Annotated in this window: 16 protein-coding genes; 2 read left to right on the top strand and 14 right to left on the bottom strand. The window is 29.5% G+C overall.

Features of this window, described 5'->3' with window-relative positions:
• Positions 1 to 69: 69 nt before the first annotated feature.
• The 5 genes from B2694_RS11880 to B2694_RS11860 form a co-directional block, all read right to left on the bottom strand.
• The gene (locus B2694_RS11880) at positions 70 to 1,461 is read right to left on the bottom strand and encodes an amino acid permease (protein WP_346885925.1); all 1,392 of its coding nucleotides are present in this window, start codon (positions 1,459 to 1,461) and stop codon (positions 70 to 72) included.
• A gap of 350 nt (positions 1,462 to 1,811) precedes the next feature.
• Positions 1,812 to 2,756 (bottom strand): TDT family transporter, encoded by a 945-nt coding sequence (locus tag B2694_RS11875; protein WP_346885924.1) that lies wholly within the window; start codon positions 2,754 to 2,756, stop codon positions 1,812 to 1,814.
• A 15-nt stretch (positions 2,757 to 2,771) separates the two neighbouring features.
• Entirely contained in the window at positions 2,772 to 3,245 is a 474-nt protein-coding gene (locus B2694_RS11870) for a C-GCAxxG-C-C family (seleno)protein (protein ID WP_035132349.1), read from the bottom strand.
• A gap of 116 nt (positions 3,246 to 3,361) precedes the next feature.
• Positions 3,362 to 4,042, bottom strand: a complete 681-nt coding sequence (locus B2694_RS11865; RefSeq protein WP_035132347.1) for a uracil-DNA glycosylase — start codon at positions 4,040 to 4,042, stop codon at positions 3,362 to 3,364.
• 162 nt (positions 4,043 to 4,204) lie between these two features.
• Positions 4,205 to 4,333, bottom strand: coding sequence for a hypothetical protein (locus B2694_RS11860; RefSeq protein ID WP_346885923.1), 129 nt, complete (start codon positions 4,331 to 4,333; stop codon positions 4,205 to 4,207).
• 214 nt (positions 4,334 to 4,547) lie between these two features.
• Between B2694_RS11860 and B2694_RS11855 the strand changes: the two genes are divergently transcribed.
• Both B2694_RS11855 and greA read left to right on the top strand, forming a co-directional pair.
• On the top strand, positions 4,548 to 5,657 hold the full coding sequence (locus B2694_RS11855; protein WP_346885922.1) for a DUF3298 and DUF4163 domain-containing protein: 1,110 nt from the start codon (positions 4,548 to 4,550) through the stop codon (positions 5,655 to 5,657).
• A 253-nt stretch (positions 5,658 to 5,910) separates the two neighbouring features.
• On the top strand, positions 5,911 to 6,381 hold the full coding sequence (gene greA, locus B2694_RS11850) for a transcription elongation factor GreA (RefSeq protein WP_346885921.1): 471 nt from the start codon (positions 5,911 to 5,913) through the stop codon (positions 6,379 to 6,381).
• A 59-nt stretch (positions 6,382 to 6,440) separates the two neighbouring features.
• Here greA and B2694_RS11845 read toward each other — a convergent pair whose 3' ends face one another.
• The 9 genes from B2694_RS11845 to B2694_RS11805 form a co-directional block, all read right to left on the bottom strand.
• Positions 6,441 to 7,832 (bottom strand): MATE family efflux transporter, encoded by a 1,392-nt coding sequence (locus B2694_RS11845; RefSeq protein ID WP_346885920.1) that lies wholly within the window; start codon positions 7,830 to 7,832, stop codon positions 6,441 to 6,443.
• A 272-nt stretch (positions 7,833 to 8,104) separates the two neighbouring features.
• Positions 8,105 to 8,953: an ABC transporter ATP-binding protein gene (locus B2694_RS11840; RefSeq protein ID WP_346885919.1), complete on the bottom strand. Its 849-nt coding sequence runs from the start codon at positions 8,951 to 8,953 to the stop codon at positions 8,105 to 8,107.
• Positions 8,954 to 8,966: 13 nt separating this feature from the next.
• Complete coding sequence (locus tag B2694_RS11835; RefSeq protein WP_346885918.1) at positions 8,967 to 9,347, bottom strand: GntR family transcriptional regulator; 381 nt, start codon at positions 9,345 to 9,347, stop codon at positions 8,967 to 8,969.
• Between the two features lie 44 nt (positions 9,348 to 9,391).
• The gene (locus B2694_RS11830) at positions 9,392 to 10,060 is read right to left on the bottom strand and encodes an ABC-2 transporter permease (RefSeq protein ID WP_346885917.1); all 669 of its coding nucleotides are present in this window, start codon (positions 10,058 to 10,060) and stop codon (positions 9,392 to 9,394) included.
• Between the two features lie 11 nt (positions 10,061 to 10,071).
• Entirely contained in the window at positions 10,072 to 10,740 is a 669-nt protein-coding gene (locus tag B2694_RS11825; RefSeq protein ID WP_346885916.1) for an ABC-2 transporter permease, read from the bottom strand.
• The gene (locus tag B2694_RS11820; RefSeq protein ID WP_346885915.1) at positions 10,741 to 11,604 is read right to left on the bottom strand and encodes an ABC transporter ATP-binding protein; all 864 of its coding nucleotides are present in this window, start codon (positions 11,602 to 11,604) and stop codon (positions 10,741 to 10,743) included. It abuts the gene before it with no gap.
• A gap of 270 nt (positions 11,605 to 11,874) precedes the next feature.
• Positions 11,875 to 13,068, bottom strand: coding sequence for a murein hydrolase activator EnvC family protein (locus tag B2694_RS11815; protein WP_346885914.1), 1,194 nt, complete (start codon positions 13,066 to 13,068; stop codon positions 11,875 to 11,877).
• A 235-nt stretch (positions 13,069 to 13,303) separates the two neighbouring features.
• Positions 13,304 to 14,776: a flotillin family protein gene (locus tag B2694_RS11810; protein WP_346885913.1), complete on the bottom strand. Its 1,473-nt coding sequence runs from the start codon at positions 14,774 to 14,776 to the stop codon at positions 13,304 to 13,306.
• Between the two features lie 215 nt (positions 14,777 to 14,991).
• Entirely contained in the window at positions 14,992 to 16,782 is a 1,791-nt protein-coding gene (locus B2694_RS11805) for a MutS-related protein (RefSeq protein WP_346885912.1), read from the bottom strand.
• Positions 16,783 to 17,127: the final 345 nt, after the last annotated feature.

The raw sequence follows: 17,127 nt of genomic DNA, 5'->3' as shown, positions 1-17,127 counted from the left end.
AGTCTGATTTAAATTATTTTAATCAGACTGTTATTATTTTGCATACTTAGTAAATTAGTAAAATCTATACTATTTCTCTAAGCCTGCAGCTTCTCTTATTTTATCTATATTCTTATCTTCTTTATTTTTCTGAAGCATCATGTAAACATATATTGGTATTCCTACAAGCATTAATATAAATCCATACATTACCACATCAGATCCTGTTCCATATATAGCATATATAGAATAAGCAAATGCAAGTAATGAGAAGAATGAACTCTTTAAGAAGTTTATAAAGCTAAAATCTTTTGATTTCTTACATAGTAATACTATTTCAGCAGCTGCTGAGAATGTGTATGCTGGTAAGAAAGATAATGTAGCTAGTAATATCATAAAGTCAAAGGCACTTCTAAGAGACCCTACATAGTTCATTATCAAAAGTAAATTCATGCATATACTTCCTATAACAAGAGATGTCACAGGAGTATTAAATTTAGGATTTATACGTTTAAATATTGCTGGGAATAATCCATCTTCAGCTGCTCCAACAGCACTTCTAGCTGTTGTTAATAGCCATCCAGAAGTTGCTCCTAAAGTAGAAATTAGTGCACCAGCTGCTATGAAAGTTCCCCCCCATGAAGCTCCTGTAGCTTTATTTATAATATCTGCTAGTGGTGCATCTGAATTTGCAAGAGCTGCTTGATCCATCGCACCCATAGAAACAACACTCATTACTATATATATGGCAGACACTATTACTATTCCATATATAGTACTTTTCTTAATATTTTTCTCTGGATTTTTTATTTCTCCACCTGCTACTGTAGCACTTTCTAATCCTACAAAAGCCCATAGTGCTATCGCTATAGCTGATGGTAATGTTCCCATTCCGCTTACTTCTGGACTAGATACAGTCTTCATATAGCTTGGATCAAAATTTAGTGCAGCAATTACAATAAATACTACAAGTACTGCAATTTTTAATACTGTTGATATAACTCCTATTTTTCCAACATATTTTACACCATATATATTTATTAATGTAAATATCCATACCACTGCAGAAGATATCAAGAATGCTGCTAGTGGATTGTTTGCAGCTGGAACAAAGTATGTAAAATAACTCATAAATGCTGTAATTATAGCAGCATTTCCTACCCATGCACCTATCCAAAAGGACCATGCAATTAGAAAACCTGCAAAATCACCGAAGGCAGCTCTTGTATAAACAATAGGACCTCCAGTTTTAGGCATTTTTGATCCTAAATTAGCAAAGCTTAAAGCAATAAGTAATGATCCTATTGAAGTTAAAACCCATGCTAGTATAGCTACTTTTGGGTTTGTTACTCTTGCGAAACTTGCCGGTGACATAAAAATTCCTGAACCTATTACATTCCCAACTACGATAGCTGTAGCTGCAGCTAGTCCAAGATCTCTCTTTAATGAAGCATCAGTTTGTATTCCGTCTTTTTTAGCCATTTTTTTCCCCCTATAATTGATTTCTTTTAAAAGTAGTTAATTTACTTCTAGAAACCTTAGACATTAAATTTCCACTCAATTATCTAGTTTAATTTAATCGATTACAAAAATCAACCTATTTTTAAATAATTTTTATTATTTTAAAGGGAATTTTATCGATATTTATATATAAGTTGTATGTTTAATGTTTATTATGAACAATGTTGTATTAAATGAATTTTTATCCATAATATATTTTCTACTTTCTATATAAAATTCTTCATAAAATCCATCATTAATTTTCATCAATAAGGAACAAAACTCTATGAAGAAATCTTCTTCATAGAGTTTATTTAAAATTAATATTTAAATTATCTTGATATTGTAGTATTTACTTTAACTGTATCCTTTTTTAGGATAAACATTAAAAATCTTATAAGCACATATAATACTATAACAGTTGCAATTACCTCTTGAAATTTAACTACATATTTCAGCCAAGAAATTTCTTTTCCAGCTTTCATCAAAAATCCATTAGTACCCTTCATTGCAATTGCGCTTATTACCATAGGAAATGTAAATGCAGCATAACTGGGATAAAATTTAAGTCTTAACCCCTGTACAAGATACACTATTCCACATATATATAATACCATTACCAATACTGCTAAAAACATGACCATATTAATATTCTTTTCTGAAAAAGAATTTAAATATGCAGCAAGTGTAAGTGCAGCTGGCGCTGCAAATATTACTGTGGTTGGAAAGGCTGGTTCTGGTATTCCCTTTACTATAAGGGTTCTATAACCTAAAACAGGAATTAATATAATAAGTGAAATAAAGGCAATCCAGAAAAAAGCTTGTCCCAGTTGAGCTAATTTAAATGCTGGTGCAGTTATTCCACCTACACCTATTCCCACATAAACAATAAATGTACTTGGAAACATCTTCTTAATATCAAATTTTAATATAAAGTTTTTAGAATAAAATATTATTAGGCCTATATGTATTAATACCCCCACCCACCATAGAATAAATCCAGATGAGAAAGATATTTCCTTTAAATATGCAGATAAAAGCATAACCCCCATGGAGTAGGTAGGTATAACTGCTGCAATAACAGGATTTTTTATTTCTTCTTTTACATCTTTCCAGCAAGTTATAATCTTTATTGTAAGAAGTATTAATATTATTGCAGATATCACTCCAAGGATATTTTTAAATACTATATTGTATGATGATAATAAATTTCCTAATGAAGCTAATGCTAGCATTACAGCTGCCATTGGCAATGGTATTTTTTTTATATAATTCATATTCATTTTCCTCAACTATTCATCAATATTTTCAATATTTAATTCTCTTACAATAATTTCTGCAGCCTTTTCTGCCATTTCTCCAGTAAATCTTATGCATTGTGCTTTATGCTCACCAGATGCCATATCCATACCTTTAGTTTGAACACTGCAACATAAACATTTATGCTTTTGTCTAAAACTATCTTGTAATTCATAGGCTAACTGTAAAGCTTTAACACTCTTGGGATCTTGAGGATTACTTCCTTTAGTTCTTCCAAAAAAGTATCCAAGACATAAAACAGCTCCTGTAACAGCTCCACATGTACATTTTGATTTTCCAATACCTACTGGAAATCCAGAAGCCATGGCAATCATTTCATCTGGCATGTCTACTTCAAAGTTACTTTTAATAGATGCAACTATTGCTTCTGAACAATAAAACTCACCTTTTCTGAAATGTTCTTCTGCAACTTCTCTAACCTTTTTCACACTAATTTTTTCAATCATTACATATACCCTCTTTCATATTTAATTCATCTTCATTATAACTATTTGCTAATAAATAAACTTTAATAATTATAATATTAAATAGTTATATTTTATCTATTTGAATTTCAAATATACTATGAATTAATATTAGGTATTTGCCAATCAATTTCTTTTTGTTCCAAAGATTTTAATATATCATTAGTCTTTGAGAAGTGCTTACATCCCATAAACCCTCTAGTTGCAGATAAAGGACTAGGATGTACTGAAGTTAAAATATAGTGATTAGGATTTGTAATAAACTTCATCTTTTCCTTTGCATTATTTCCCCATAATAAAAATACTATAGGCTTCTCTCTTTCATTTAATAATGTTATTATTCTATCAGTAAAACATTCCCAGCCCTTATTTTTGTGTGAATTGGCCTCACCTTCTCTTACTGTAAGTACAGCATTCAAAAGTAATACTCCTTGTTTTGCCCAAGGAACTAAGTAACCATTATTAGGAATATAGCACTCTAAATCACTTTTTAATTCCTTATACATATTTAAAAGAGATGGTGGAATTCTAACTCCAGGTTGAACTGAAAAAGATAATCCATGTGCCTGACCAGCTCCATGATATGGATCTTGCCCCAATATTACCACCTTAACATCCTCATAAGATGTAAATTTAAGGGCATTAAAAATATTATTCATATCTGGGAATACATTGCCAGTTTTATATTCACTAATCAAAAATTGTCTTAATTTTATGTAATAAGGCTTATCAAATTCTCCTTTTAGCTTTTCATCCCAAGAGTTTCCTATATTCACCATTACTAATCATCCTTTCCATCCATTACTTATACAATTATATTTATATAATTACTTATAAAAACTTTTATGTCAATAACTCTTATAAAAGAAAGCCCTTCTGCTACTGTGCAGAAAGGCTTTCACCATTTATTATAACAATAAAATCATTACACTATCATGATATTATTTCCGGTACTTCCCCCGTTCTTTATCCCATGATAACTCTTCAGAAAATTCCTCTTTAAATTTCCTTAGTTGCTGCTTTGTTTTGGGGTTAGTAGCTATATGTGTAGATTGATAAACATTCTTCATAAGCTATTCCTCCTTCAAATTCTCGTTTCTATGAAATTCACTTAAACATTCACAGGCATGAAAACTTACTACAAAACAAATAATGATTTTATTGGTATGATAATAGTATGTCATGAAAAAATTTTTTTATGTATTTATAAAAAAACTTTTTTTAAACTCACATTCCAATTTAAATTGTATATTATGATATTGTAATACTATTAAGGAGCATGTTATGTTCATTAGGAAACCCTATGATATAAACTCACAAAATTATTATACTAATAGATACTTAGATGACGAAGAAAGTTGTAATGAGTGTTTTGATGAAAGGATAGTACCTCCATTTTTCCCAGGAGGTCCTGGCCCATCAGCACCACCATGGAATCAACCACCAAGACCCCCAGTATCACAACCTGGTTCACCTTCAGGTCCACAATCAGGAGGACCTCCAGGACCTCCCCCAAATATGACGCCTAAGAAATCATTTTCTTCAGGACCACAGACTAAAGCTGTATCCCCTGGATCTATAAGACCTTGTAGATTCCAATTTGTATATATATGGCTTCGTAATGGAAATTCTTTTTGGGCGTGGCTTATTAATGTAGATAGACGAACTGCCTATGGGTTTAGATGGACTGGTTGGAGATGGGTTTACTTTGGTATAAGCTTAAACAGAATAGATTACTTTGAATGCTTTGGTAGACGTTATACCCCACCAGAAGATAATCTTACGCCTACCTTAGAGACTCAAGTATTATCACCTTCACAATTCAAACTTGAATATCCATTTATTGAAAATGCTGAAAATGGAGATACTGCTAGTATAGTGAATCAAGAAATTATTGATTCATTGAATTCTTTATGGCTTAATGAAGTTTTAGTTCCTGATAAAGTGAACTTTACAACAGTAGAAAGTGCTTATGAAGTTCCTCTAAATTCTGATGGTCTATTAAGTATAGTAATGTCTTTGTACACAGAAACTGAAGATAATCCAGCTGGCAGTACTTTATTTACTTCTTTAACTATGGATGTTAATACTGGAGAGGTTTATGACTTTGGTAATTTATTTAATAATAGCATGAACTATACTGAAATTGTTAGTGATATAGCTACACAAAAAGCTAATGAAATGAATATAAATTTCACTACACCATATACCGGAGTTACAGATACTCAAAAATTCTATTTAACTCCTGAAGGTTTAGTATTATATTATCAAGTTGATGAATTTACACCAGCCTCTAGTGGATTATTTAGAATTACTATTCTTTATAATGAACTTTCCAATATTTTATATCCAGAAAGCCCGCTAGTTCGACTTATTCAAACTCAGTTCCGTTAATGAATTACTATATTAGTTAACACATATTATTTTCAAATTAATAATTTATTTATCGAGTAGGACTTATTTAAAAGTAATTTTAAATAAGTCCTTTTCTTAATTTATTCTTAGATTTTATATGTTCTATCACTGTAATTTTCAACAGAGCCCTTAACTAAGTCATATTATTTAAAAGAGTATATTGTATTAATATCTTTAGCTGTATAATAGTGTTATATAAATATAATTTAGTTTAGAAGGTAGGTTTTAAATTATGTATAACTATCTCACTGAAAAATCACTTCAAATTCTAAAAGATGAACTTGAACATAGAAAAAATGTGGTTAGATTTCAGATAAATGAAGAATTAAAAGAAGCTAGAGCTCATGGAGACTTAAGTGAAAATTTTGAGTATAAAGCAGCTAAAAAGAACAGAGCTGACAATAATAGACGTATGGGATATCTAGAAAAAATGATTAAAACGGCAAAAATAATAAATGATGACACATCAGAAAATCAGGTTGGTATTGGAAAAATTGTAACCCTAAGATTTCTAGATGATGAAGAAGAAGAAGATTTCACCATGGTAACCACCGTTGAAGCAGATCCTCTTAACAATAAAATTAGCATAGAGTGTCCTTTAGGAAAAGCGTTATACAAAAGAAATTTAGGTGAAAAAGTAGAAGTTACATCTCCAGATGGCTCTTATAGTGTAGTCATAGAAAAGCTCCAAATGATAAAATAATAAAAGTGGCTATGTCAAAATAATCTAAATCTCATTTTGACACAGCCTTCTACTTTTTATTAAATCACTTCTACAGATATATTATCTTCTGATGTATTATCTAGTAATAAATTCTTCTTCTTAGTCATGTAATATAGAATCATCACAATAGTTATTCCTTTAAGAACACTACTCATACTAATGCTCCACCAAACTCCATCTATGCCTAAAAGGTTTGGTGATGATAATATCATAGATGCTGGAACTCTAAGTCCTGTCAGTATAATGCTTACAGCTGCAGGTATATATGTTCGTCCTAAACCATTGAACATTCCTACTGTTGTAATTTCAATACACATAAATAATTGAGAATACCCAAGGATTCTTAAATAATCTGTACCTAATCTTATAGCTTCTTCTTCTTTTATGAATACTGAAAAAATTCCTTTCCCACCTATTATTAATACTAGAGTTGCTAAAATTCCAACTACACCTGCTATTAAAATAGTAGCTTTATAGCCTTCCTTAATTCTATCATGTTTTTTAGCTCCATAATTTTGTCCTACAAAAGAACTAAGGGCTGTTGAAAATCCACCTGCAGTCATCCAAGTTATTGCTTCAATTTGAACTCCTACTTTTTGTACTGCTATAGCGACTTCGCCAGATCCAGCTATTACCCTTGCTATTAAAATAGAAAAAATAGTAAATAGTCCAGTTTGAGCTCCTGATGGAATTCCTAATTTACATATAGTTTTTATAGCTCTAAAATCAGGTTTCTTTAATAGAGTAAATTTCAAATATTTTTCTTTACTCTTTAAAATAGATATTAAGAAACAAATCACAACTATACTTTGTGACCCTATGGTTGCTAAGGCTGCCCCTAAAACTCCCATCTTTGGAATAGGTCCCATACCAAAAATTAAAATTGGATCAAATACTATATTAACTATTAAACCAACAGTGTTAATAATAAAGGGTGTCTTACTGTTACCTGCTCCATTAAATATTGCTGTTAGTACTGGTATTAAATTTGTTATAACCATCCCCATAGCTATTGTAGCTAGATAAGTTTCTGCCATAGATATAACTTTCATATTTTCTAACTGAAAAAAAGCTAAAAACTTACTTCTAAATAATAGTATTATTATTCCCATGATTAAGGATAAAACTATATTAATTTGTAGGGCACTAACAATATAATTTCTTGTAGCTTTTTCATCTTTACGTCCCAAGCTTTGAGATACTTTTACCTCCGCACCTACCTTAGCTATCATGGTAAGAGCTGCAGCTAAATTACTAAAAAACCCTGCTGTTCCTACTGCTGCTACTGCTGTACTTCCTATTCTTCCAACCCAAAGCATGTCTGTTAGATTGTATGCCATTTGGATAAATGAAGTTGCCATAATAGGAAGAGCTAATTTAACTAGCTTTCCACTTATAGACCCTTCTGTTAAGTCTATTCTTTTCTCCATAATATCAATCCCCACCACTATAAAATTTTATGCTATTAATTTCTCATTAATAATTCTACAACACCCTAATAAATATTTTACTTCGTACTACGAAGAATGTCTACATAATTTTAATATGTATTTTTGTTGAAGTTATTTTATCATTGCAATTTTTCCTAAAAAAATTTGAGATAATAAAAATACCATGGTTTATATATAACTAACTTGTTATATATAAACCATGGTTAATCACATATTTAATTTACATACATACATTCATTCATACATTCAATCTACTTTTTTAAAATCATTATATCCTCTAAGGTAGCCCTATCTACTATAATATTATCTCCTAAAATTTCTCTTACTTTATCAACTTGTGATGTCAACCCTTCGAAACCAAATCTATTTTTACTTATGCCTTCAAAGTGTTTCTCAACTTCCTTTGTAAGTATATTACAGTCCCCTTTAATAATTTTGTAGGCTTCCATTATTTCATCCTTTGGTTTTGAGAATACAATACTTCCATCCTTTATAAAAGTAATATAATCTGCTATTCTTTCAAGGTCTGAAGTTATATGAGTAGATATTAATACCCCCATATTTTCATTTTCAATTAAACTTTGAAGTTCTTCTAAAACTTCGGATCTAACCACTGGGTCTAATCCCACAGTAGGTTCATCCATTATTATAAACTCTGCTCCATGGCTAAGGGCTATACATAATGAAAATTTCATTCTCATACCCTTAGACAATTCTTTTAGTTTTTTATCCTTATTAAGCTCAAACTTATTTAAATAATAATTAAACTTTTCCTTATCCCACTTACTATATAACATAGAAACCATGTTGCCATTTTCTTTTAAAGACATATGGTCATAGTAGCAAACTTCATCATATACAAAACCTATTCTATCTTTTATTTCCCTTTCATATTTAACGTTATCTTTATCAAATATCTTTATATCTCCACTGTCCTTCTTTAATAAATTCATTATAAGTTTTATTAGTGTAGTTTTACCTGCCCCATTTTCACCAATTAACCCCATAATAAACCCTTTAGGCAACTGTAAAGAAACATTATTTAACTTAAAATTTTTATATTTTTTACATAAATTATCCACATACAATATATTATCCATCATATTCCTCCTACTATAGGTTATATTCTTCAGCAAGTACTCTTAAACTTTCTATGATTTCTTCTACTGATATTCCAGCTTTAGAACCTTCCTCTATTGCCTTAATTAGATAGTCTTCCATATTTCTCATAATAGATTCTTTTAAAAGTTCCTTATCTTGAACATTTACAAAGGATCCCTTCCCTGGAACTGTGTATATAAAGCCTTCCCGTTCTAGCTCATCATAAGCTCTCTTAGTTGTAATTACACTAATTCTCAGTTCTTTAGCAAGTCCTCGTATAGATGGCAATGGCTCATTAGGCTCTAACTTATTTGTTAAAATATCGTCCTTTATTTGTTTTTCTATCTGAGAATATATGGGTTCTCCCGAAGAGTTGTTTATTATTATATTCATTGAATTTCCTCCAAGTTTAAATGTATTCTGTAAATTTTTTCTACCTATAAATCTCTCTTTCTATATCCAATTATAGACAATACTATAAAGAAAAAATATATTATAACTCCTATTAGAGTAATGCCTATAGCTAAATACACTCTAGGAATTGTGCTTACTAATAAATACTTACTAATTCCTATGAAAATATTAGGACGTATCTTATCAATAAGCTTCAAAATAATTATAGGCACATTTATAACTGCTATAATAATGATTGCAGAGTATTTTGCAGCAACACTATAATCATATCTATAGTATACAAAATTAGTAACCCCAATTATTAGACAGTAATATATAAAAGATAAAGATTGGATAATATAAATTATATATAAATTTTCTTGATTAAAGTTTCCAACTAATAATACTATTGACATAAGTATAAATGAACATAAAACATAAATTATGAAATAATAAATAAATTTACTTATCACTACATCAACTCTTCTTACCGGGAAGCTATTAATTATTACATCATAGTTTCTTCTCAATTCATCTGTGGCTGTAAATTTATTTGCTATTAACGGTACTATGAAGGTTCCCAATAAATAAATAAAAAGTGTAGCTTCAAAGCTATACATAGAAGCAAAACATAATGCTATCCCTACAACTAAAAGAGAAATAGTATAGATATATCGACTAGTTATAAAGTCCTTTTTTAAAAGAGCTCCCATAAATTCTCCTCCTAAAAATCTTTCTTTTCATAAACAACCACTGATATAGTAGCAATTAAAGCTAAAATACCTAATACCAGTGCACTTAATATAATGTTACTTCCTAAAGTGTTACTTTGAAATATCACTAAAAGTCTTTCTATGCTAGATAGCCACTCAGGTAATGCTTCTCCTTTAAGATACTCACCTATGGTTAAAGTTCCTGCCATTATAACAAAGAAGATAACAAAGTAAAATATCTTTGCAAACTTTACTCCTAATGAAAAATATACACAATAATAAAGAGCTACAAATATAAGAATATAACTAACAGTTCCTTTAATTACAGATGGAGGCAATTTTAAATACTCTGCTGGATATATCATATAAATTAGATTATTTAATAGCACTCCTATTACTGTTACTATGATTATCCACATAATAGAAAACAGAAACTTACCTAATACATAATCACTTCTTTTACAAGGACTACTAAGTATACTAATATGAATCTTATCTCTAGCTTCCATTTCAGTAAAGGCTATACTAATTACCCCACCCATTAGTAAAAAATAATTAAATAAGCCAGCTCCTTTATTCCCAACTCCAAACAATATAACTACTACTATCATAATTAATCCACTTTTGTTGCTGTATAGATTAAATACTCCCCTTAAATCTCTCATGGCCATTTTCCACATTTATTTTCTTACCCCCTTATTCATAGCTACCATAATTTCCTCTAAAGACGGCTTCTCACTAACAATTTTCTGCCTTATACTTTTTTCAATGTATTTATCTTTAATTATTCCTTCAAAACCATATGGTGTTTCTCTCAATCCATATATAACTTTTTCATCAAGTTTACTTAATAAAGCCTTATCCCCTTTAATTATTTTATATTCCTCTAATAATTCACTAGTAGCTTTAGAGAAAACTATCTTTCCCTTTTGAATATAAGTTATATAATCTGATATCTTCTCTAAATCAGAAATTATATGACTTGAAATTAAAATACCTATATTTTCGTCTTGTATGACCTCTTGAAACACATCTAAAATATCACGTCTCATAACTGGATCTAGTCCTGAAGCCGGTTCATCTAGTATTAAAAATTCTGCATTATGACTTAATGCTAAAGCAATGGCAAATTTCATTTTCATTCCTTTAGATAATTCTTTTACCTTTTGCTTTTTATTTAAGTTAAACTTTCTTAAATAATTTTCAAAGACCTTAGTATTCCAATTTTTATAAAAACTAGAGATTATTTTTTCATTATCTTTGATAGAGAGATTTTCATAATAAAAACATTCATCATAAACAAATCCTATACGCTCCTTTATCTCTCTTTCATTGTCAATATTATCTTTACCAAAGATTTGAATTTCACCTTCATCTCTTTTTAGTAAATTCATAATTAGTTTTATAGTAGTTGTTTTACCTGCTCCATTTTCACCTATAAAGCCCATAATATATCCTCTATCTAAACTAAATGAAATATTATCCAACTTAAAATCTTCGTATTCTTTAGTCAAATTTTTTATTTCTATTATTTTATTGGACAAAGTAACACCTCCATTAATTCTTATAAATTTCAATTTAAAATTAAGTTTACTATAACTACCGCTTAATTCTGTTAATATTCAGTATATACAGTACTTCTAAAAAAATTGAGCTGAATAGCTTCTTTATACTAACAGTATATATTGTTTATATACACTATGTCAACACTAAATTTAATTCAAAATAAAAACACCTAAGCATTAGTGGCTTGCCAATGCTTAGGTGTTTTTATCTACATATATGCTAAACTTCTTATATTCTAAAAATTTGTATTAAAAATAATATGGTGCAGGATCTATATTAGTTCCATTTTTAATAACTTCAAAATGTATATGAGGACCTGTTGACCATCCAGTAGAACCAACGTTTGATAGCTGTTGACCTCCTGATACTGTTTGTCCAGGACTTACTGATAAAGATGAGTTATGAGCATATAATGTGCTAATGTCTCCATGACTTACCACAACAACCTTCCCATATCCTTCCATCCATCCTGCATAAGTTACAGTTCCAGCCTTAAGAGAATACACCGGAGCACCATTTGGAGCACCTATATCTATTCCTTTATGGAATTCTTCCCCTCTACCTACTGGACTAGTTCTATATCCAAATGGAGATGTGATAGCATATCTAGTTCCTGTTATTGAATACATTCCATTAGTGGATACTTGACTTGAAGATGATCCACTATTTGAAGGCTTAGTGTTTGATTGAGAAATTGAACCTCCACGAGAAGGTCTGCTTGCAGCTTTTTCCATGGCCGTTATACTGGCTAAAATTTCTTCAGATTCTGCTTCATTTTGAGCTAGAAGCTTTTCTGCTGTTCCTAATTCATTTTCTGCCTTTGCCATAAGTTTTGTCTTCTCATCTCTTTTAGCATTTAATTCTTCTAAGTTTGCATCCACAATAGCTTTTGCATTTTCTAAAGTTTTCTTTTCTTCAGAGGAAGCCTTTATATTTTTATCTAATTCTTCTTGATTTGCCTTAAATTTATTTATTTCTTCATTATCAAAAGAAATTAAGGTATTAATTATATCTATCTTTTCAAAAAAATCTGAAAAACCTTCGGCACTAAGTAGAATTTCTATGTAGCTTGTACCATTGTTTTTATATAAAACTCTTAGTCTTTTATCCATGACCTTTTTATTGGCTTCTAACTCTTTTTTAAGTTCACTAGATCTTTCTTCTAGCTCTTCTATTTTATTAGTTGACTGTGAAATTTGAGCTTGTAAATTATTTACCTCACTATACAACTTGTCCATATTGTTGTCTAACTCTGAAATTTCACTTAATATGTTATCTCTGTTTTCTTCTAACTCAGATACTTTAGCCTTATTACTTTCAATTTGTGTTTCAATTTCTTTAGATTTACTTTTTGCATCGGATAAGTCATCCGCTAATACTGTTGATGACATTAAACTACAGCTTACAACTACCGCTGCTATGAATCTTAATTTTTTATTCATGGTTTCCCCCCCTAATGGCACCTTTTCTCCATACTTTTACCAATACCTATTTTTAATTCTAGCAATGTACACCCCCCTTGTCAACATAACTAGGGGTTTTGGTATAAATTTCATATTTATATGGAACCTTCTAAACTCTTTATTAGATTCTGTATTTGCTTAAAATGATAAATTGAAAAATAAAAACTCTAGGCCATTAATTTAATAGCCTAGAGTCTGTTTACTGTATAAATATTTATTCTATTACAGAACTCTCTTCTACTTCTGATTCTATAGTTTCAGGTTCTATAATAGTTTTTTCTTCATCATCTTCTAAATCTTCATTTTTTTTATTTAAGGTTATTCCCTTTACTAGCTCTACAAGGTCTATACCAGTTAAGGAATTGATAACTTCTGGAACTTCAGCCATGATATTAGCTATATTCTTTGATACCTTAGCTGCTCCGCCTTGACCTCCATTGTCAATAATAACCATCTTCTCAGTTTTAGATAATGGCTCTGCTATATTCTTTGCTACCTCTGGAAGCTTTTCTGTTAACATTTGAATGATAGCTGCTTCTCCATATTCCTTATAAGCTTCAGCCTTCTTCTTCATAGCCTCTGCCTCAGCCTTCATTGCATCTGCATTAGCCTCTCCTACTAATCTTATGGCATCCGCTTCTGCCATACCTTTAATTTTTATTGTTTCAGCCTCTGCTTCAGCTCTCTTAATCATCATAAATCTCTCAGCTTCTGCTGCTTGCTCAGCTCTATATTTATCAGCTTCTGCTACTTTTTTAACTGTAGATTCAAGTTCTTTCTCTTTTTTACGTACTTGTTGCTCTGCTATATCAGTTTGTCTTTGTTCTTCAAATAATTCTGCATCCTTTAAGGTTTCTACAACTTTCTTATGAACTATATTCTTTTCAACTTCATAAGCAAAGTCTGCCTTAGCTTGTGCCTTTTTCTCTTCTTCTTTAAAGGATTGAACTTTTAATTCCTTCTCTTTGTTAGCTCTAGCAATTTCAGCTTCTGCAAATATTTGTGCTTCCATTCCAAGTCTCTTTGCTTCTGCAGTTTTTTGCATTTCTTCTCTCTTTGCTTCTGCCTCAGCTATTGCTGCATTTTTCTTAACCTCTGCTATTTGTCTAGCACCAAGTGCTTGAAGATATCCCTTAGTGTCGTCTATGTCTCTAATTGTAAAGGTCTTTATTTCAAGACCCATCCTTTCAAGGTCTGACTTTGCAACATTTTCAACTTCATTTGCAAACATTTCTCTGTCTTTATATATCTCTTCAATACTCATTTTTGAAACTATTTCTCTTAGTTTACCTTCCAGTACATCCTGTACAGTTCCCTTCATTACTTCAATAGTTTCTCTTTCTTTTCCAGTATTAAATTGCTCCATAGCTAATAATACACTTGCAGGATCTGATTTAACTTTTATTATAGCTACTCCATCAGTATCTATAGGTACTCCATTACTATCCAAAGATTCATGAGTCTTTACTTCAACCTTCATGTTTTCAAGTGATAATCTATTAGTTTGTTCGAAGAATGGAACAACAAATCCTCCCTTACCACTTATAACCCTTCTCTTAAGTCCTGTAACTACAATAGCTTTATCCTGTGCTGCCTTCTTCCAAGTAATACAAATAAGCCAAATAATCACTAATGCAAGGATTATCCACCCCAAGTTGTCAGTAAAAATTTCTAATAGTTTTCCCATTTACACTTTCCCCCTAATTACTTTAGGCATCTGAAAATAAATAATAAGTCAAAGATGGAAAGTATATTTTAACTTATTTATTTTTTGAAGATGCCTTATATATCTTATGAAAATAATAACACATATATTACTTTCCATGAGAATATTAACTCAAAAGTACTTAATACATACTTAAAATCACACCATTTTCTTAAAAAATAAAGAATCCATGTAAATTAAATTTCAATTCCTACAATTCTCATTAAATATTTAGCATTTGTGGTATTAGATCTACCTATTTTTAGTTTGTAATCAAAATATATTTTATTTTCTCTATAATACTCAGAAAAATGATAATTTTTTATTCCGCTATGTTCTGAAAGACTACATAATTCTAAATCATGAGTAGTTAAAGCCCCTATAACTCCAGCTTTACTTAAATTTTTAATTACAGCTTCAGCTCCAGTAATTCTATCCTTAGAATTAGTTCCTCTAAAAATTTCATCAATAAGAAAAATCATATTTTTATTATTCTTTGCGCCTTCAATAATTTCCTTTATTCTAATTAATTCTCCATAAAAAGTTGAAATTCCATTTTTTAAATCATCTGTTATCCTCATAGATGTATATATCTCTAATAAGCTACACTCCATTTTCTTACTAAATACTGGTGCACCTACATAGGCTAAAACTAAATTTATACCTATAGTTCTTAAAAATGTAGTTTTACCAGACATATTTGATCCTGTAATTATGAATATATTTTCCTTCATACTTAAATCATTATTAATCCGTACATCTCTACTTATCAAAGGATGACCAAGGTCTTGTGCCTCTATTTTATCACCCCTAGGATTTATTGTTGGTAATGTTACATTTTCATCTATATGAATTAACACAGAAAGGCTCATAAGTTCTTCTATAACTCCAATATTAGAAAGCCAACTTTCTATTTTATCACCATTTTCAGCCTTCCAATCCTCAAGGGAAAATACACATTGATAATCCCAAAGAAATAGTATGTTTAAAGCTAAATATAGCAATCCATTATTTCTCATATTCACTCTTTCTGATATATTAGAAAGTCTTTTTATAGCTTTAATTGATGAATCTTTATCTTTAAATAAATTTTCTTTTATATTCTTTAACTTTTTAGATTTAAAATCTTTTTTCTCTATTAACTTTAAAATGTTTAAATACTCTTCTAGGTTTCCTCTAAAATAATTAACTACTTCTAGAACTAAATTTAATTTTAAAGTAGATATTGTCCATATAATTGTTTGCACAATTAAAAGCAAATACATTAGCCAATTAAAATTATTCATTTTAAATATAAGTATTATTAAAGTAATTGGTATTGTAACTAAGGGCATTAAATATATAATCTTTTTAATTAATTTTGATTTTATAAGGACACCTTTATCTTCTACATATTTTATTAATTTTTCAGGACTTTTTAATCTATTCCTACTATTTCTACCTATATACTCCATTTCCTCACAAAAATCCAAATCATCAAATAACTCTTTTATAGCCTCTTGTCTTAATAGTATTTCATTATAATCAAACCTAGGTTCTAATAAAGAATTAGCCAGTGATTTTCTTCCATGCCAAGTATTAGTTATATTTATTAATTGAAATAGTGATTCACTACCCACAATATCTAAATCAGATGCATATCTGTGCTCCTTATTTACAAACTCTTCTCCTAAATCTTGAAAGTTTATCCACTGCCCAGAAATTCTTTGAAGGTATCTATTATTAATTTCAATCATATCCTCAGCCAGTTTTAATTTATTTTTTACTTTTCTATGATATATTACTAAAAATATAAAACTTCCATAAAAAACTATAGAAAGAAATAGAACCCTATTTGTCACTTCTCCCTTTATTCCTATATAGGTGAAATACAAGGCTAGTATCATTACTATTAATCTTAAATATCCGATTCTATCAAATTCTTTTTTATATTTAGCAATATCATCATTATACTTGTTTATTTTGCTTAAAAATTTATCTTCAACCACATTATTACTCCTTACTTTTTACACTTTAAAATCATCACTGTCCCTATATCAATTTATTATATATTTAACATAAGTTTAAATCTAATATTAAATCAGCAAATCCTCGAAACCCGCATGAACAGAACAAATAGTTAACTATTTATATAGTTATATAGTTTTATAGGTAAATAGTTTCCTATATAAAAATTTATATAGTTTTATAGTTAAATTCTACATATATAGATAAGCTATTTTATAATATTTTTTTCAATATAATTTTATGTTTAAATTATATTGTTGCTCTTCACTGTTACTACATGTTATATTACATGTTATATTACATGCTATAATAGTGCACTTTCACTT

Origin of the sequence: Clostridium sp. UBA4395, assembly GCF_002390995.1 — a bacterium.
GTDB classification, from domain to species: Bacteria; Bacillota; Clostridia; order Clostridiales; family Clostridiaceae; genus Clostridium_J; species Clostridium_J sulfidigenes.
Note: the sequence above shows the minus strand (reverse complement) of the source record. Positions and strands in the feature narration are given on the sequence as shown.